At 69.0% G+C, this 18,420-nt stretch carries 13 protein-coding genes and 3 pseudogenes; 8 read left to right on the forward strand and 8 right to left on the reverse strand.

The genetic code is table 11. The annotated features are described in order from the left end of the window. A partial coding sequence (locus IF29_RS48355; RefSeq protein ID WP_232242895.1) for a hypothetical protein occupies positions 1-248 on the reverse strand: 248 nt, incomplete at its 3' end. Positions 249-636: 388 nt separating this feature from the next. Between IF29_RS48355 and IF29_RS0140420 the strand changes: the two are divergent. From IF29_RS0140420 to IF29_RS0140430, 3 genes and pseudogenes are all read left to right on the forward strand, one after another. Beyond that, positions 637-1,188, forward strand: a pseudogene (locus IF29_RS0140420) (5'-3' exonuclease); the annotation flags it as partial. Between the two features lie 245 nt (positions 1,189-1,433). Then, positions 1,434-5,426: a HEAT repeat domain-containing protein gene (locus IF29_RS44275; RefSeq protein WP_198037689.1), complete on the forward strand. Its 3,993-nt coding sequence runs from the start codon at positions 1,434-1,436 to the stop codon at positions 5,424-5,426. 180 nt (positions 5,427-5,606) lie between these two features. After that, positions 5,607-6,125 (forward strand): annotated as a pseudogene (locus tag IF29_RS0140430) (5'-3' exonuclease); the annotation flags it as partial. Positions 6,126-6,330: 205 nt separating this feature from the next. Here IF29_RS0140430 and phoU read toward each other — a convergent pair. Together phoU and IF29_RS0140440 are read right to left on the reverse strand one after the other, a co-directional pair. Further along, on the reverse strand, positions 6,331-7,017 hold the full coding sequence (gene phoU, locus IF29_RS0140435; RefSeq protein WP_030267259.1) for a phosphate signaling complex protein PhoU: 687 nt from the start codon (positions 7,015-7,017) through the stop codon (positions 6,331-6,333). A gap of 198 nt (positions 7,018-7,215) precedes the next feature. Then, positions 7,216-8,631, reverse strand: coding sequence for an ATP-binding SpoIIE family protein phosphatase (locus IF29_RS0140440; protein ID WP_198037690.1), 1,416 nt, complete (start codon positions 8,629-8,631; stop codon positions 7,216-7,218). A gap of 1,172 nt (positions 8,632-9,803) precedes the next feature. Here IF29_RS0140440 and IF29_RS0140445 point away from each other — a divergent pair. Then, a complete protein-coding gene (locus tag IF29_RS0140445; RefSeq protein ID WP_332262577.1) occupies positions 9,804-10,655 on the forward strand; it encodes a MerR family transcriptional regulator in 852 nt (283 codons plus the stop codon). A gap of 73 nt (positions 10,656-10,728) precedes the next feature. Here IF29_RS0140445 and IF29_RS0140450 read toward each other — a convergent pair whose 3' ends face one another. After that, positions 10,729-11,226, reverse strand: coding sequence for a nitroreductase family deazaflavin-dependent oxidoreductase (locus IF29_RS0140450; protein WP_030267268.1), 498 nt, complete (start codon positions 11,224-11,226; stop codon positions 10,729-10,731). Positions 11,227-11,412: 186 nt separating this feature from the next. Between IF29_RS0140450 and IF29_RS0140455 the strand changes: the two genes are divergently transcribed. Beyond that, entirely contained in the window at positions 11,413-11,928 is a 516-nt protein-coding gene (locus tag IF29_RS0140455) for a universal stress protein (protein ID WP_030267271.1), read from the forward strand. 79 nt (positions 11,929-12,007) lie between these two features. On the opposite strand, the gene IF29_RS0140460 is transcribed toward IF29_RS0140455, so the two are convergent. Then, complete coding sequence (locus IF29_RS0140460; RefSeq protein WP_084715550.1) at positions 12,008-12,415, reverse strand: nuclear transport factor 2 family protein; 408 nt, start codon at positions 12,413-12,415, stop codon at positions 12,008-12,010. Positions 12,416-12,552: 137 nt separating this feature from the next. On the opposite strand from IF29_RS0140460, the gene IF29_RS0140465 reads away from it, so the two are divergent. Continuing rightward, on the forward strand, positions 12,553-13,059 hold the full coding sequence (locus IF29_RS0140465; RefSeq protein WP_051726678.1) for a MarR family winged helix-turn-helix transcriptional regulator: 507 nt from the start codon (positions 12,553-12,555) through the stop codon (positions 13,057-13,059). A 44-nt stretch (positions 13,060-13,103) separates the two neighbouring features. Here the strand turns inward: IF29_RS0140465 and IF29_RS45665 are convergent. Next, a pseudogene (locus tag IF29_RS45665) lies at positions 13,104-13,418 on the reverse strand (cytochrome c oxidase assembly protein); the annotation flags it as partial. Between the two features lie 180 nt (positions 13,419-13,598). Beyond that, positions 13,599-15,326 (reverse strand): chloride channel protein, encoded by a 1,728-nt coding sequence (locus IF29_RS0140470; protein ID WP_051726679.1) that lies wholly within the window; start codon positions 15,324-15,326, stop codon positions 13,599-13,601. Positions 15,327-16,044: 718 nt separating this feature from the next. Between IF29_RS0140470 and IF29_RS0140475 the strand changes: the two genes are divergently transcribed. Both IF29_RS0140475 and IF29_RS0140480 read left to right on the forward strand, forming a co-directional pair. Beyond that, complete coding sequence (locus IF29_RS0140475) at positions 16,045-17,151, forward strand: PP2C family protein-serine/threonine phosphatase (RefSeq protein ID WP_063757736.1); 1,107 nt, start codon at positions 16,045-16,047, stop codon at positions 17,149-17,151. A 174-nt stretch (positions 17,152-17,325) separates the two neighbouring features. Further along, entirely contained in the window at positions 17,326-17,616 is a 291-nt protein-coding gene (locus IF29_RS0140480; RefSeq protein WP_157624196.1) for a hypothetical protein, read from the forward strand. Between the two features lie 263 nt (positions 17,617-17,879). On the opposite strand, the gene IF29_RS0140485 is transcribed toward IF29_RS0140480, so the two are convergent. Further along, positions 17,880-18,224 (reverse strand): hypothetical protein, encoded by a 345-nt coding sequence (locus IF29_RS0140485; RefSeq protein WP_030267288.1) that lies wholly within the window; start codon positions 18,222-18,224, stop codon positions 17,880-17,882. Positions 18,225-18,420 lie beyond the last annotated feature (196 nt).

Here is an 18,420-nt window from a genome sequence, read left to right on the forward strand (position 1 = left end):
CATGACACAGCCCAAGCCCCACCGGGCACTCCTGGATGACGGACAGCCCCACGAACGAGCGACGCCAAACCATCAAGAACGGGACTTAACGCCCTCTGAAGTCGCACCGTCAGCGGAACGACATCGTCACCGAGTTCAGCGACCGGATCCTCGGTCACGACAGCGGCCAGCAGCATCGCCGCATAGCGGTGCTCCAGGCGCACACCCCCGCCACCAGTCGCATAGGGAGAAGCCGCTCCGGTCGTCATCTCCCCACTCTACGATCTGCGCACAGGCCCGAACCTGCGCGCGCACCGCGAGCGGGCTGCGCCATAAGGCTAAGCAGGGAGATGAGACGGCAATGAGCAGTGCTGCGTGCCAGGTCAGGAGGGATCCCGCCCGGGGCGGTTAGCTTGATCGAGTGAACGTACGGCGGATCGGCTTTGGCCACCCGGCCCCCGCACGACGGAGCGGATGTGTCCAACAACCTGACCATCGCCAGCTTGGACTTCGCTGACGACACAGACGCGCCGGGAACCTACTGCGGCCTCGAAGACGGCTGAGGACGCCCTGAACTGAGCCTTGCGCGTCGTAGTAGCGACAGTTGATGTCGTCTCTATGACCGGGGACCGGGAGGCTGCAGATTACCAACCCCGTGTGCAGATCGTCACGGGCGACAGAGACCTGTTCCAGTTGGTCGACGACGCGCGGGGGGTGCAGGTGCTCTACCCGATCAAGGGCGTGGGGACGCTGCAGATCACGGACGACGCGCTGCTCGTGGAGAAGTACGGCGTGAACGGCTCCCAGTACGTCGACTTCGCGGTCCTGCGCGGCGACCCGAGCGACGGGCTCCACGGTGTGGTCGGCATCGGCGAGAAGACCGCCACCAAACTCATCACCCAGTACGGCGACCTCGCCGGCATCCAGGCCGCGGCAGTCGACCTCGACAGCAAGCTCACCCCCGCCCAGCGCAAGCGCATCATCGAAGGCGCCGACTACCTCGCCGTCGCCCCCAAGGTCGTCAGCGTCGCCACCAACGTCCCGCTCCCCAGCTTCGACCCCACCCTCCGCGCCGAACCCCTCGACCCGGTCACCCTCGAAGAGCTCTCCGAACGCTGGGGCCTCGGCACACCGATCAAGCGCCTCCTCGACACCCTCGCCGACCGACCTACGCATTACAAGCGCAAGCGAGATCATGGCGACGTGTGATGGCTAGTGCCGCGTGGCGCTGTTCCTTCTGATCAGTGTCATGCGGTCGGTTGTCCAGTCCGTTGCGGATTGGCTGAAGTTGGCGCATCCACTCACGCATCGCTCACGCGTCTGTGGGGGTGCCGAGGCTGCAGCAGGGTCGAACGGCACTGCGTCAGAACTGCCGGCGATGGTTCGGGCTCCGGAAATGCTGCATGAGCTTTAGGGTGAGCTCCTCAGGGACCATCAAGGATTGGGCCTTCAAGGTGACTTCGAAGCCACGCCGTAGCTACGGCAGCGGTACCATTGCCGGGCTCCTCACCCTGGCCCGCGGCGCGTGCTACTGGCCGGACTGCGGTGAACCAACCATCCGGATGGTCGATGGTGAGCCCGTTCAGAACCTCCAGATCGCCCACATTCGCGCCTTCGAGGAGAACGGTCCGCGGTTCGACCCCACCTGGTCGGTGGACGAGCGTAATCAGTTCGACAACCTCATCATGCTGTGCACCCCGCACCACAAGGTGATCGATGGCCCGCGCAGTGCCGAGTTCCCGGTCGAGCTGCTGCTCCGCTGGAAGAGCGCCAGGGAGGCCGATGGCCTCGACGCGCTGGAGGGTCTGGGTGATCTCACCAAGGCCGACCTCGGCGAGATGATCGCCGAGGCCCAGACCGAACTCCTCGACCGCCTCGGGCCGGCCCTGGACCAGTTCGCCAAGACCGCGCTGGACGCCCGGACTGACGCGGCCGTCCGCGAGTACCTCCAGCGAGTGGTACAGACATACAGCCGACTGAATCTGGACGTCCTCGGCGACACGGGAAGAGCGGGTGAGCAACCACAGATCGGGCTGCGCGAGGTATTCGAGGCGCCGCGCCTGGCGTGGGACTGGCCACGGCACCGACTCCCGGAGCGGCTGAGCCGGGACGTGCTGGATCGCGGGGAACTGGAGAACGGGGATCTGCCGGGCAGGAGCTCGCCGACGGACACGACCAATCGGCGCGGACAGCCCTCGCAATCCGTCCTCGACGTCCTCGGCTCGGAGCAGGGTCGACGCTTGGTGGTGCTCGGCGACCCCGGCGCCGGGAAGACGACACTCACGAAGTACCTGGCTCTCGCCCTGGCCGGAGGACTCGACAACCCTCCAGACGGTCTGGCGCTGATGAAGGGCGCGGTGCCGATCGTGGTAGAGCTTCGCCGAGTAGCCGATCCGCGCTGGATCGGGAGAACCATCGAGGACTACTGGGCCGAGCACAATGCAGCCCAGCGGATGGGCCTTCCTCGTGAGGCGCTGGAAACGCTGCTCGGCCAAGGACAGCACCCAGTGGTAATGGTCTTCGACGGCCTCGATGAGGTGTTCGACCCGGCCCGGCGCGCCGACATTGCGAAGCACATCACGGCCTTCTCCCAGGGGCACCCCCACGTCCGAACCGTGGTGACGTCTCGATCGGTCGGATTCCAAGAAGGGGAGTTCACTCGCGCCGATTTCCGGGTCGCAAAGTTGGAGGACCTGACGCGGCCGCAGATCACCTCGTTCATCGGCCGCTGGTACACCGCTGCCGATCCGGACAGTCCGGCGGAGGCTGCCCGGCTCGCCCGTCGCCTCACCGATGCGGTGCGGGATTTTCCGTCTGTCGCCGAACTCGCAGGAAACCCGCTCCTGCTGACGATCCTCGCGGCCATAGGCCTTGGCTCCTCGATCCCGCGCGACCGCAGGGACGTCTACGAGCACGCCGTCGAAGTGCTGGCCGGGCGATGGGACCGGGATGCCAAGAACCTGCGGCTGCCACGTCACGCCCATCCCGATGTTGCCCACGCGATCGATGAGCTCGACGGTCGAACCCTCCAGGATCTACTGGAGTGCATCGCCGCGCGCGTCCAGGAAGGCCAGCAAGGCCCTGGCGGTACGTCAGATGCCGCAGGACCACTCATAGACGTGGGCGATCTCGAACAGATGATCAGAGACTTCGTCCTGAACCTGGGGTACGCCACCCCGGTCGCGCGCACAGTGGCCCGCGCGATGATCGAGCGCCTGTACGAACGCGCCTTCCTCATTCATCCGTTCGGCGCACAGACCTACGGATTCGTGCACCGGATATTCCTGGAGTACCTCGCGGCGCGCGACCTGTCGCACCGGTACAGGCAGTGGGACGAGGAGCAGTTGATCGACATGCTCGCCGAACGGGCTGTCGATCCCGGCTGGCGCGAAGTGGTCCTCCTGTTCCTCGGCATGGTCAGCCGCGACGCAGAGGCTCTGCACGCCAGGTTCGTCGCACGCCTGTTGCGAATGCACCGGCGCGCCGGATCGGCGCCGCACTTCCGTACCGCCGGGGACACCGAGTTTCTGGACCTCGCCCTGCAGGCCCTTGCCGAGGCACATCGGATCGGCCGGGCACCGAGCCACTCGGCGCTGACTCCGGAGCAGGCTGAGTCCTCGCTCCCGGTCCAGAGCGATGCGGTCATCGATGAGATCACCGCACTGCTCGGTGCGCTTCCCGGCGTGACGTTCCCCCGCGCAGTCACCGTCCTGCCGACCTTCCCAGGGTCCTGGAGCGGCCGCGAGCGATTCCGACGCTGGTACCTGCCGCATGTCGTGCTCGGTGACCGCGTCAGCCTCACTGCAACTGGCCTCGCGTTGGCGATGTGCCGCGATGTTCGCGAGGCGATCACGCTGGCCGGGGTCACGTGGAACGAGACCGGAGCCAGTGTGATGAGAGCGCTCGGGGCGAGGTGGGCACACGAAGCCGGCGTACGGGAGACCGTGCTCACCCTCGCGGTGAGCGAGGATGCGGCCACGGAACTGCGAGCTGAGGCTCTCCGGGTGCTCGGGGAGAACTTCGGCGAGGACGCGGACACTCGGAGGCTGCTGATCGAGACTGCGTCCGTTGTCGGATCACATCCCCAGATCCGGGGCTCGGCCTTGGTCATGCTGGCAAAGCACTGCTCGGCTGCCCCTGACTGCCGACGGATCGTCCTGGCTGTCGCGAACAACCCGGAGGCCGAGCCAGGGGTGCGGAGCAGAGTGCTGGGGGCATTGGCCCGCTACTGGACGCGGGACAGCGCGGCGCACCGTGCGGTGTTCCGCGCGACCAGTGATCGAAGCGCGGAGGTGCGTAGTGGCGCCTGGAACGCGCTGACCCAGTCGGGGGTCACGGGGGAAGACCTCCGTCGCGGTGCGCTGACCGCCATCACCGCCCAGGATGCCCAGGAGCGTCTGGCGGCAATGAGGCTGCTGGGCTCTTGGTGGTCACACGACGAGGAGGTGCGAGGTGCTGTGCTGGCCTCTGCCATCGGGAACCCCGACGACCAAGCGCTGCTCCACACCCTGGGCGAGTACTGGGGCGAGGACCGCGAGGTCAGGACACTCCTTCTCGATGTCGCACGTGACTCCAGCCGCCCTCAGCATGTCCGCGGGGCTGCCTGCTGGGTGCTGAGCGAGCACTGGCGGGACGACGAGGAGGTAAGGCAGTTGCTGCTTTTCCTCGCACGCGAGGGGGAGGCTGAAGTCCGTTCGAAGGTGATGGAGGCGCTGTCAGAAGGTTGGGAATCCGACGACGAAGTGCGGCGCACAATGATCGCCGCTGCGAACGAATCAGGGATAGAACTTCACTGGTTTGCAATGGAGTTGGCCGGTTTCTCATGGCCAGGGGATCCCGGAATCCGGCAGGCGCTGTTGGCCGCAGTGCATGACGAGAACTCCGGCATCCGCTGGTTCGCCATCGAGACCCTGGCGCAGCGCTGGCCCCAGGACGAGGATGTTCGACAGGTCGTACTAGCGAGCGTTGCCGATCAAGAAGAGGTCGTCCGAAGGACTGCTGTCAAGGCCCTTGGTGACCAGTGGCCACACGACCGGGAGGCACGACAAAGCGTACTCGCAGCCATCGGCGACTCGCACCCGTACGTTCGATCCGATGCGTTGGAGGTAGCGGGTGACCGGTGGCCGTCGGACGACGAGGTCCGACGATTGGCGCAGGAAGCCTCTCACGATCCCGAGCCACTGGTCGCCGTTACTGCACTGCGCGTCCTGGTCCAGCGGTGGCCGCTGGACGACGAGACCCACGCTGCTGTGGTTCGCTCACTGGACGGCCCGGAGCAGATCGATGCCCTGCGACTGCTGGCGCTGGTGTGGCCGGAGCACAGCGAGACGGTCTCGGCCATCCAACAAGTGCGCGAGAAGGATCCAACCACCCACACGGCGACCTCACAGCTCCTGTCGCTCGTCGCCGCCAGTGGGTCTTCGAGCGGTGCTTCCGCCAGGGACTGATCGGCGATCGGTTCATGTGATTGAAGCGGTCGGCATTGGCTTCACCACCAGGGCGGGAGACCGCGGAGTTGACAGCAGGTCAGGATCCCACGCATTGGCCTCACCACCACCCTGGGCAGCAGAACAGTTGACACTAGGTCAATAACCGGCGACCGGGAGGCTGCAGATTACCAACCCCGCGTGCAGATCGTCACGGGCGACAGGGACCTGTTCCAGCTGGTGGACAACGCGCGGGGCGTTCAGGTGCTCTACCCGATCAAGGGCGTGGGCACGCTGCAAATCACGGACGACGCGCTGCTTATCGAGAAGTACGGCGTCAACGGCTCCCAGTACGTCGACTTCGCCGTCCTCCGCGGCGACCCCAGCGACGGACTGCCCGGTGTGGTCGGTATCGGCGAGAAGACCGCCACCAAGCTCATCGCCCAATACGGCGACCTCGCCGGCATCCAAGCCGCAGCCGTGGACCCGGACAGCAAGCTCACCCCCACCCAACGCAAGCGCCTCATCGAAGGCACCGACTACCTCGCCGTCGCCCCCAAGGTCGTCAGCGTCGCCACCGACATCCCCCTCCCCACCTTCGACCCCACCCTCCGCGCCGAACCCCTCGACCCCGTCACCCTCGAAGAACTTTCCGAACGCTGGGGCTTGGGCACCCCAATCAAGCGCCTCCTCGACACCCTCGCTCAGAAGGGAAAATAGGTCGACAGCAACCCTCGCTTGAAAGCGTGACGGCCTTCGTGGCGGTCACCGGGGTTCGATAGTCAGTCCGGTCTGAGCGAAGCAGCCGTCGATCACCGGCCACGAAACTCCTTGAAGACCCGGTGTTCTGGTGCGACCGGTGGGAAAAATAGCCCGCGGTGCCGACCTGCTGGCCGGGTCCATTGGCCTTGTCGCCCCCACGCTCCTAGCGTTGACCCCACTGCTGGCCGGCGGATTCGTCTGACGGGGGGTCGGTGTGTTCGCCGGTGACGAGGTAGACGACACGTTTGGCGACGGACACGGCGTGGTCGGCGAACCGTTCGTAGAAGCGGCCGACGAGAGTGACCTCGACGGCGGCTTCCACACTGTGCGGCCAGCGATCATCCAGCAGGCGTCGGAACAGGGCGCGGTGCAGGTCGTCCATGGCGTCGTCATCGCCTTCCAGTTCGCGTGCGACAGTGACCTCGCGAGTGGCGATGACGTCGGCGGCCTTGGCCATCAGGCGCTGGGCGACGTGTCCCATCTCCAGCACGGTGGCGCGCAGCTCGCTGGGGATGGCGTGGTCGGGGAAACGGTGCCGGGCCAGCTTCGCGACGTTCAGGGCCAGATCGCCCGAGCGTTCCAGGTCCGCGCTGATGCGCAGCGCGGTCACCACGGTGCGCAGTTCGGTGGCGACGGGTTGCTGCCGCGCCAGGACCGCGATCGCCCGTTCCTCCAGGTCACGCTGCAGGTCGTCGAGCTTGTCATCGGCCGCGATCACGGTTTCGGCGAGCTGCAGGTCGACCTCCAGGAGGGCAGTCGTGGCCCGGCCGATGGCCGATGCTGCAAGCTGGGCCATCTGCTCCAGTCCGGCCGTGATCGCCTCCAGCTCCTGACGGTACGCGTCGCGCATCACTGCTCCGTAAAGTGTCGGGCGGCCCAAGGGACCGGGGATCGGTCTGATTGTCCCGCGTCTATCGGCGCCTTTGTCAGCGCACGCCAGGAGGCTCCTACGGAGGTGCTCCGGCGGGTAACTGGCAACTGAGGGTGGAAGCCGCTCGTACAGACCGCAATGCAGACGGATGCTCACCGGCCGGAGCCGTGCGCTGCCTCAGGAAGTGGCCGTTGCGTGGGGCCCGGACGTGTGGGTGGGGAGGTGTTGTTCGACCCAGATGGTTTTGCCGTCGCGGTGGTGGCGTACGCCCCAGCGTGAGGCGAGTTGGCTGATCAGGAACAGGCCACGGCCGTCCTCGTCGAGGGTGCCGGCACGGCGCACGTGCGGGGCCGCGCTGACGGCATCGGTCACCTCGCAGATCAGGGTGGCGGCCTTGACCAGACGCAGGGTAATGGGCGCCGTCGCGTGCCGGACGGTGTTGCCAACGAGTTCGCTGACGATCAGGGTGGTGGAATGGATGAGGTCTTCCAGGTCCCATGTCCGTAGTTGCTGCGTAACCAGTGTCCGGGCGGTGGCGGCGTCGCGCGGGTCGCAGGCCAGCGACCAGGTGGCGACCTGGGTGTGGTCGAATCGGCGGGTGCACGCGAGCAGGAGCGCGGTGTCGTCGTCCCTGGGGTGGTCGGGCTGCGAGCCGAAGATCCGCTCGCACATGTCCTCCAGTGAATTGGCCTGGGGGTCCGCCAGGGCGTTGCCGAGCTGCTTCAGGCTGTCGTCGGGGTCGGTGCTGCGCAGGTCGAGGAGTCCGTCGGTGTACAGCGCGATGACCGTGCCCTGCTCCAGGCGGTGTTCGGTGTCCGCGAAGACCGTCCCGGGAAGGCCCAGCGGGGGCGTGGAGGGGAGTTCGGGGAAGTGGACCTTGCCGTCCGGGGACCGGAATGCAGCAGGCGTGTGGCCGGCGCCGGACATGGTGCAACTGCCGATGACGGGGTCGTAGACCAGGTAGAGCAGGGTTGCGCCGGGCTCGCGTTCGGGGTTGTCCTCGCCCAGACGCACCAGCAGGTCGTTCATGTGAGCGAGCAGGTCAGAGGGCGAAGAGTCTAGGTCGGCGAGGGTCTGCACGGCGGTACGAAGGCGGCCCATGAGGGCGGCGGCGTGTACGCCGTGTCCGACGACGTCGCCAATGACCAGGGCGACGCGGCCGCCCGAGAGCGGGATCACGTCGAACCAGTCGCCGCCGACACCTGCCGCGGTGTCGGCGGGCATGTACCGGTGGGCTGTGTGCAGTGCGGGTACGGCGGGCATGTGCTGGGGCAGTAGCTCGCGCTGCAGGGTCAGGGCCACATCGCGGGCGCGGGACAGGCGCTGTTCGCGGGCACGGGACTGGGCGATCATGACTCCCACGATGGAGAAGCCGGCCACCAAGCCCACCTTGATCAGCCAGACGTCCAGGGCCTCGGTGCGCTCGTAGTGCAGCAACACGTACACCACCAGGCTCAGGGCCCCCAGCACCGCGGTGGTATAGGTCGAATAAACGGTGGCGGCCAGCAGCGGCACTGCCGCCAGAAGCAGTCCGTAGTGGTAGGTCGGCGGCGCGAGGAGCACCGCCGTGGTGGCCGCTGCCAGAACTACCACCGGCAGGACGCTGAGGACCGGCCGCCATCGATGCCCGATGACGGGGACAACCACAGCAGAACCCATGCATTCACCGGCTTCCCAGGGGGCAACCGAAACCGCGGATGCCCGAGCTTGCCTCCGGGCCCGCCCTACGTCGTGCCCGCCGTGGCCCACGCACCAGACACACCGGTGTATTTCCGCTGCGTCGCAGCTCACCGCTTCATCGCGGCCCACCTGGTCAGCCTACGTGATAGTCGAAAACTCATGCGTTCTCGCGGCCAGAGAGCCGTACCCGAGGCATCCAGTCGCTGCTTTCTGAGTTATTCCGGTGACTCTATGCAAGTTCGAGCGGCGTGCTCCACGACCCTGGCTCCTGCCCGGCCAGCAGGGAAGTCCTCCTGGAGAGCAGAAGATGCTGGGGGTCTCCCCGAGCCCCACCTGCTGGACGCAGCCTCCCCCCTGGCTGGCCGGGACGCAGCAGCCGCGGATCGCTTTTGAGCCCAGCAGGTGAGGGCGGTACGGGTCTCCTCGTACGGTGCCAGCAGCTCTCCGAACCGGCCGGTCTTGTACAGCCGCTGCGGGACCAAATCCTGATCCCGACGAGACGATCCGGGCGGTGGGCGATTGTGCGCCCCTCCGGCAATCGCGTGACCTAGCATGATCGCTGAGGTCGTGTGATCCGGAGGGAAGCCCATGGCGGAGGGCTCGCGGTCGGGCCGCTGGATGCAGGTGGCGGCCGACTGGGCCAGGGAAGTTGTTACCACCGATGAAGTAGTCGTAGATCCGAGCGCTGGGGGCGATGTCGGTGCCCATCCCCCAGCGGGCGCACGGACCGGTGCAGCGGGCCGAGATCAGGTCCTCGAAGAAGCCCGCGAGCGCGGGCAGGCCGCCTGGCCGCGCCGCGCCGCTACGTCGAGGGGCAGTCCGGCCCCTCGTTCGCACGGCTGGGGTGCCCGGGCAGGCCGTGGACCGGACGCTCGCAATCGGGTGTCTGCCACAAGCGTTCCGGATGGTGGCGAAGTTGATGACGATGCCATGGTGGGCGACCGTGCTGATGACGCCGCTGAGGGTGGCGGCCCGCACGGGGACGCCTTCCTCGACGGTGCGGCACACCGGCGCGCCGACCCTGCGTCGGCGATCGTCGCATACCCCGCAACTGCTGCGGCGTCGTCCGGTGGACCGGCTGCCGGGTGCGCTACAACGTGCCCGCCGGCGTTGCTCTACAACCCGTGCTTGACCTTCGACTCGACTCCAAGGTCTATCGTCGATTCGTGCCCAGACTCCGGATCTCCCAGCTTGCGAGCCGTAGCGGCGTGCCCGCGACCACGCTTCGGTTCTACGAATCAGCGGGCCTGCTGCCGGCCGATCGGACGCCTGCCGGGTATCGCGTCTATACGGAGGAGTCGTTGGAGCGGCTGTCGTTCATCGTGGCGGCCAAGCACCTGGGGCTGCCGCTGGAGGAGGTCGTCGAACTCCTGGCCGTGTGGGACTCCGGCAGTTGCGCGCAGGTCCGTGCGGATCTGCGGCCGAGGGTCGCCGAGCGGATCTCCGATGCGCACAGTCGCATCGCCGAGCTCCAGGCGTTCACCGCCTATCTACGGCGGGCAATGGAGCACTTCGACGCCCTGCCCGACCATGAAGGCCGATGCGGTCCCGAATGCGGCTTTCCGGCGCCTGGAACCCCGCCGAGGACCACGCCGGTTGCGACGGGCAGCAAGGCAGCCGAAGCCGAGCAGCGGCGGACCGCTTCGGTGGCCTGCTCGTTGGCCGGTGCGAACCTGGCGGACCGCGCCGGCCAGTGGCAGCAGGTCCTGGACGGCGCCGACCGTGAGCCGGTCCCCGGTGGCGTGAGACTCACGCTGCCCACCGAGCGAGCGGGAGCAGTGGCTGCGCTCGCCGCCTGCGAGCAGGAGTGCTGTCCGTTCCTCGACTTCCGCCTGCACCTTGACGGCGCATCATTCCACTTGGAGGTGCGCGCCCCCGCCGAGGGCGCTGCCCTCCTCGCCGAACTGTTCAGCGCCGAATCGCCATCCCCGCGCTGAGCGAAGCGTGCGAGCACCGCGCCGCCCCGTCCAAGGCGAATGACTCCGCCACCCGCGAAGACCCGAACCGCGGTCAGCGGATACTCGGGTCCTCGGGGGTGACCTCGACGAAGGGGAGGTGGTCGTGGCCGATCCGGTAGTAGTCCTCGGGGGTGCCGTCGGTCTCGATGCCGCAGATGGCCATGAGGCGTTTGGCGGTTCTGGGGTGGCGCGGTGCGTAAACGGCCATGGCGCGGCCGGATTCCTCGGGAGTCATCGGGTGGGCGAGTGCGGGCAGCCGGTGGCGGCCGACCTGGATGGTGACCTGCGGATTGTGCTGGATGTTCTGGTACCACTGGGCTGTGGGCCCCAGTCCTGAGGCGAGGTGGTAGGCGCCGGTCTGCGTGTCGCGCCCGCTGACTTCCAGGACCACCTGGCGTGGTCGGCCGCTGTTGCGTCCGGTGTGGTTGAGCAGGCAGATGCGGGAGCCGAGCAGGGCCCCGAGGTGCCAGTGGTACAGATGGATCGGGGCGCGGACCAGGCGCCGTCGCCAACCGACGGGCGACGGCGTGCCTTTGACCTTGCGGGCCACAGCGGGAGTCCTCTCGACGACGGCGGGCACTCCACGCCTATCCTTGCATCATGCAAAGGAAAAGGCGCCGGTCCGGCTGATCGCGCTCCCTCAGCGGCCACCGGCACCGTGCACGACGAGGGACCCGTCAGCCGAACGGGCCTAGCCTTGGAGGGGTACTCATGTCCGCGAGGGAGCGTGTCAGCGATGGCGGGGAGATCGGGTCGGGTGGTGGTCGGCGTCAGCGGATCGCTGGGGAGCCTGGCGGCCCTGCGCCGGGCGGTGACCGAGGCCCGTAGCAGGGGCCGGAGCCTCGTGGCAGTGCTGGTCTGGACACCGCCCGGAGGAGAAGTCGGGTACCGGCAGGCTCCGTGCCCGGCGCTGGCCCGGGCCTGGGCGGACGCGGCCAAAGGACGTCTGCGGACTGCGTTCTCGGAGACATTCGGCGGATATCCACCCGACGTACCCGTCGAGCCGCTGGTGGTGCGCTGCGATTCGGTGGGCCGTGCGCTGTGCGAGATCGCGGGGCGCCCTGAGGACCTGCTGGTCGTCGGCGCCGGCAAGCGAGGGCCGCTGGCCCGGCTGCATCACGGCCATGTCGCCCGCCACGTGCTGGGCCACGCCCGCTGCCCGGTCCTGGCGGTGCCGTGGACCTCCCCGTTCGAAGCCGACGAGAGAGCCCTGCGCCGGCTGCACCGCATCGGTTCCCCGGGAGTCGTCTGACGACGGGGCGTCCGCAGATGCCCGTCGTGCCGGAACCGGTTGTCGACGACCCGCAGTGCGGTCCGCCGCCGGACACGGTTCAAGGTCGTGGAGACGGCCCCGGGTGGCCGACCGCCTGGTAGGCGCTGTCGAGGGCCGCGTAGCGGTCGCGGTACTCCCGGACGTGGGTGATCTGCCCGCGGGCCAGGTGGAAGACCTCGTAGACCGCCGCGGCGGAGCCGCACGAGTCGCCGCCGGTCAGTCGCAGGCCGAGGACCACGGCGTCGGATCCGTAGGTGAAGGTCTCCTCGACGGCGACCCGCAGGCCGTGCGCGTGGAATCGGCCGCAACGGGTGATGACGGCGGTCGGCCCCTGGCAGTCGGCACCGTCCTCGCCGGGTCCGCTCCATTCCACCGTGGGCGACAGAACCGCTGTCAGAGGCAGCAGGTCTCCACCGTTCAGGGCGGCGCGCAGGAGGGCGGCGACGTTACTGGTAGCAGCTTGCACAGGGCCCCTCCGGAACGTCTGGGCGTCGGCGCCGGAGACCCCGGCTTGTTTGCATTAAGCAATAATTGCACAGGGTGTCAATCTTTGTCCGGGCGAGGGGTTCGTCATCGCGCGTCGAAACAGGTAGAACTGGTCCCATGCGCGAAGTCCAGGCCCCCGAGGATCCGGCCGCCGTGAACGAGGTGGCCGCCGCCGTCGTCACGGCCTCCCGCGTCCTGGTGGCGATCTCAGCCCGCTCGCTCGCGACGGTGGAGGACACGCTGACGGTTCCTCAGTTCCGGATGCTGGTGATGCTGGACAGCGGGGGGCCGACCAACCTGTCGCGGCTGGCCGAGCAACTCGCGGTGAATCCGTCCACCGCGCTGCGCATGGTCGACCGCCTGGTGGCCGCCGGGATGGTGGAGCGGGACGCGGACCCGGCCGATCGGCGGGTGGTCAAACTCGCGGCCACGTCGAGTGGCCGCAGGGTGGTGCGCGAGGTCACGGTGCGGCGGCAGGCCGAGATCGCGAAGATCGTCGCGCTGATGCCGCTGGACCGCCGCGGTGCGATGGTGGCAGCGCTCCGCGAGTTCGCCGACGCCGCCGGCGAGGCTCCGGTGGACCCCGATGCCTTCAGCGGCTCGGCGCTGCCCGGTTGGACCTGACGCCGCCCTGAGGGCGACCGGCCAGGAGAGCTGGCATGGACGCTGAACAGCTCCATCCCGTAGCCGCCGACGCCGGTGCAGGTCACCGCGGCAATGCTGAGCGCCCCCAGCGCCCAGGCCGTGCTGCGGCCCGGCGGCCAGCGGTCACCGCGGCGGCGCAACCGCCACACCGCTGTGCCGTAGGCCAGCAACGCGAGCGCGCACAGCAGGGGTTCCAGCGGGAGCGGCTGCGGGTGCCAGGCCAGGAGGCGACCCCAGGTCGGCGGGGCGTCGGGCATCCACATCGGCCCGCTCATCGCGCCGGGCATCGCCGCCAGGACCTGCAGGGCTGCGGGGTGCAGCGGGAACGTGGACGGCATGGCGGCTCCTCGCTGCTGGGTGCTGGTCCGGTGCCAGGTGCCGCTGGACCCTGGCACCGGACGGACCGGCAGGGGATCAGGTTCGCGCGCAGGAGGGGATCAGAGCGGCACAGTGGCCCTGCTTCCGGTTCCCCCCTGGATGGGCTGCGGACGATAGGGCGGGCACGAGTTGAAGGTCCGTCAGGTCGCGCTCCGCGGCGGGGCGGTCGGGGTCGGGGTCGAGGTCCTGGCCGGTTCGGGTTGGTGCAGGGTGGTCAGGATGCTCTGGTGGCTGATCCAGCCCAGGAGGTGGGTGTGGTTGTCGTCCAGGACCGGCAGGCCCTGGTTCCCTGAGGTCGCCAGGGTCTGCAGCGCGTCGTCGAGGGAGGTGTCAGCGGACAGCGCCTGCGACAGGTGGGCTGTCCGGCCGACCGCGATGGTGGGACCGGTGCCCTCGGCCAGGGCTTCGGCGACTCCGCGTGCGGTGGCGGTGCCCTGGTAGGAGCCGTCGGCGGCGACCACAGGCAGGATCCCGTGCGGGGACCTGGCCAGATCGTCCGCGGCCTGCGCCAAGGTGGTGCGGGTCCCCAGCGTCCCCGGGATCGGTTCCAGGGCGTCGCGCACCGTCAGGCCGATGACGGGGCTATCGGGGTTGGGAGCGTCGAGGTCGATGCCGCGGCGGCGGAGTTTGGCGGTGTAGATCGTCTCGTGGGACAGGGCGCGGCTGACCAGGGTGGCCAGCACGATGGCGGTCATCAGCGGCAGGATGATGGTGTACTCGCCGGTGAGCTCGAACAGGATGATCACGGCGGTGATCGGGGCGCGGGCCGCGCCCGCGAAGACCGCCCCCATGCCGATCAGGCCGTAGGCGCCGACCGGTCCGGCGACACCGGGCAGCAGGTGGTGGGCAGCGGCGCCGAACGCGGAGCCGAGCATCGCGCCCATGAACAGCGAGGGCGCGAACACCCCGCCGGAGCCGCCGATGCCGATGGTCAGACTGGTCGCCACGATCTTGCCCACCAGGAGCACGACCAGGAACCCGATGACGTACTTCCCGCCGACCGCGTTCTCCAGCACCGGGTACCCGACGCCGTACATCTCGGGCAGCACCAGCAGCAACAGGCCCAGCAGCAGACCGCCCACGGCCGGGCGGGCCCACTCGGGGCCGCGCCACACAGCGTCGCAGGCGTCCTCGATCCGGTACAGCACCTTGCTGAACACCACGCCGAGCACCCCGGCCAGCAGGCCCAGCAGGGCGAACAGCAGGTACTGGGACAGGTGCTGGACCTGGAACGGGGGCAGGTGCAGGAACGGGTTGTTGCCCAGCGCGGCCCGGCCGATCACCGAGGCGGTCACCGAGGCCAGCACGACCATGCCGAAGGACTCGGCGGTGAAGTCCCGCAGGATCAGCTCCATCGCGAAGAACACGCCAGCCAGCGGCGCGTTGAAGGTCGCGGCGATACCGCCGGCCGCACCGCAGGCCACCAGGATCTTCAGCCGGTCCTCGGCGACCTTGACCCAGCCCCCGAGGCTGGACCCGAGCGCCGATCCGATCTGCACGATCGGGCCCTCGCGTCCCACCGAACCGCCGCCGCCGATGCACAGCGCCGACGCCAGCGACTTGACCAGGGCGACCTGCGGGGCGATCTTCCCGCCCCGCCGGGCCACCGCGTACATCACCTCGGGCACCCCGTGGCCGCGGGCCTCGCGGGCGTAGCGCTGCACCAGCGGCCCGTAGATCAGCCCTGCGACCACCGGGGCCAGGAGCACGAAGAACCTTCCCAGCCAGGGCACGTGCGGGTTGGCGGCATGCCCTGCGGCGGAATAGTCGGCGTGGCCGGACAGCAGCAGCGTGAACGTCCTGATCATCCAGCGGAACGCGACCGCACCCAGCCCCGCCCCCGCCCCCACCAGCAGCGCGAGGGCCAGCAGGCCGCCCTTGGACTCCCGCAGCAGCCCCAGAGCACGACGCGGCCCGAACTGCAGGGGGATCGGTCCGGGCCTGTCCAGGCGAGTGCTTCCCGTGGCGGGTGCAGGGGGGTTCACGATGTCAGTCACCCTTGCATTATGCAATGTTTGCACTGAGCCATGGGATTCGGGCCGACTTCGATGCGAGACTCGGGGGCCATGCCTGTGAATTCGCGCCACCTGGACCCGCATTCCTTTGCACTGTGCAAGCATGGATGTCCCACCGTGCCGACCGAGCCCCCTGGGGGGACTGCCATGCCCCTCGCCCACTCGGCCACGGAGTCCCTGGAACGCCGGCCCCGCCGCTCGTCCCCCCGCTCGGCCTCAGCCCTGGGAACGGCAGGACGCCGACTGTGCGTCATGTCACAGCCGGGTACGTCCGGGCGGGCCCGATGACCGCAGGGACTGCGCGTACCGATCCGTGGACCGAGGACCAGGGGTTCAGAACCGACCGGCGCCGCAGCCGCCCCAAAGGGACCACCCGTACGACATTCGCTCCAGTACTCGGGGGACGGACGTGACCGAGGAGCCGGCCCTGCTGCGGACCCCTGACCCCACCGCATCGCACTCCGGCGGATCCAGTGGCGACGGAGCGACGGCGGACACGCCTGGAGGGGCTGCGCCGAGACGGCGTCGACCCGCCGGCCGGCTTCTGCTGCCGGCCATACCGTTCGCAGCGATGGCCGTGGTCACCGTCCTGGACCTGATGGCCGGACCCGACACCGGATACCTGCCGCTGTTCTCACTGGGCCCGGCGTTCGCCTGCGTCGCCGGATCGGTGCGCCGCTCCCTGCTGGTCGGAGCCCTGGCCTGGGCACTGTGCCTGAGCGCCGCCGGCTACGACGGCCTCCTGCTCAGGCACCGTGCCACCGTGGCCCTGGTCTCGATCGCGGGTGTCACCGCGGCCGCGGCACTGGCCGCAGCCATCCGCCGCAGCCACGAACGCGAACTCGCCGACGTGCGCTCGGTCGCCGAAGCCGCCCAACGCGTCCTGCTGCGACCCGTGCCACGGCACGCGGGCCACATGCGCATCGCCGTCTCCTACACCTCCGCCGCCGCCGAGGCCCGCATCGGCGGCGACCTCTACGAGGTCGTCCCCACCCCCACCGGCGCCCGCGTCATCGTCGGCGACGTCCAGGGCAAAGGACTCGACGCCGTCGAGACCGCCGCCGTGGTCCTCGGCGCATTCCGCGAAGCCGCCCCCGAGGAGAAGGACCTGGAGACGGTCGGAAACCGCATCGAACGCGCACTGAACCGACGCCTGGAAGGCGAGGAGTTCGTCACCGCCGTCCTGGCCGAGATCGACACCGACCACGGCGTCACCCTCCTCAACTACGGTCACCCCGCCCCGCTCCTGCTGCGCGCCGACGGAACCGTCGAACCGGCCGACCCCGACGCCTACGCGCCGCCCCTCGGCCTGGCCTCACTGGGCCCCCAGGGACCCACCCCGCACAAGGTCCAGCTCGCCCAGGGCGACCAGATGCTGCTCTACACCGATGGGGTCACCGAAGCCCGCAACCGCCACCGCGAGTTCTATCCCCTGGCCCAACGCGCCCACCTCCTCGACCAGCCCGACCCCGAACGGGCCCTCGAAACCCTGCGCCGCGACCTGGTCGCCTACACCCACGGCCCCTTGCACGACGACGCCGCCATGCTGCTCCTGCGCTACCGCGCAACCCCGGAGGCACCGAACATCCCCGCCGACCGAACACACCAGCCGAGCACAGCGCCGGTAGCGCCCGACGAACCCCCACAGCAGCGGCGCCACGCATCGACCGGGACCTGAACGACACTCCTGCCCTCGCGAGACATCGGCCCGGAGCCGCCAAGCCAGCACATCTTTGCACCATGCAAAGATGTGGCGTTACAGTAGAACCCCAAGACAGGGCCGGAAACACCGTCGCTCCGCGTGATCATCCGACCGACCCGTGGCCGCCTCCAGATCCGGGAGGACGCATCCGTGACCTTCACCCCCAACCCGGCAGGCCAACGAGCCCGCCAGCACATCCTGGGCGAGATCAGCACCAGGGGCGTGCCCGCGCTCGCGGAAACCCTGATCCACGCGCACTTCGGCGACGCCAGCGCCTCCCGCATACCGGTTGCCGAACTCCTGCTCGCCCTACCAGACCTGCCCTGGCCCGCAGTGCAGCAACTGCTCCGCCGCAGCGGCATCGACGAGAGGGAAACCCTCGGCCAACTCGACCCCGTTCAACAGGAATCCTTCGCCACCTCCCTGTCCGCGCTCTCCTGACTCTGCACCGGACCCCGGGCCAGGATTCCGGCATTCACCGGCCCGCGCCCAGCTCCGCCCATCGACCTCCAGCGCCCGACACGGCGGCGGTCGTCTGCCGCAACCCGGTGGAGTTCGGCGCACCCACCACCGTCAGCCCTTGGCAGCACGAAGTAGCACTCCAGCACTCCGGTCAGTCCCGGGACGCCTACTTCCGGGGCGCCAGGCGGCCAGTATCGTGCCGAGCATCTGCGTCGCACCTTGGGCACGAAGCGATCCCGGCGTCAGGCAGGCTCGTCGCTGTGGGACAGGAGCCTGTCGAGCCCCAGCTCGTGCATGTGTGTCCGGGTTCGGTCGCCGGCACGGTGGACTGTGAAGGTCACGACTGTCCCCTGGCTGCCGGTGGCCTCCAGTACGGGGAAGAACAGGACGGCGGCGGCCGCCGCGCTCATCGGGTTGGCCTGGTCGACGTCCAGGTGCACCTCGCGGGTGTCGGGCCCGATGAGTCCGGCGAGCTTGTCGGCGATCCGCTGCGCCAGCGCGGCGTTGACCACCCCGTGCACACTGGCCACCAGACAGCCGGGACTGCCTGGGTGAACGCGGAGCGCACGTCGGTCCTGGTAGGTCATGGGCGGCTCTCCTTCGGGTACCTGAGTGGATGGGCGGTGAAGCGCGGAGGAGTTCGGGTGCTTGGGCGTGCGTGTTATCGCCCGCTGCTCAGTCCGGACTCCTCCAGGTCGAGGTCGTACTGCAGTTGGCGCCGGGTGCTGTCGCTGATCTGGTGGCTGTCGTACATGCCCTGCAGCTCGGTGCCCTGCACCGCGA

It is taken from the genome of Streptacidiphilus jeojiense, from assembly GCF_000719095.1.
Lineage (GTDB): Bacteria > Actinomycetota > Actinomycetes > Streptomycetales > Streptomycetaceae > Streptacidiphilus > Streptacidiphilus jeojiensis.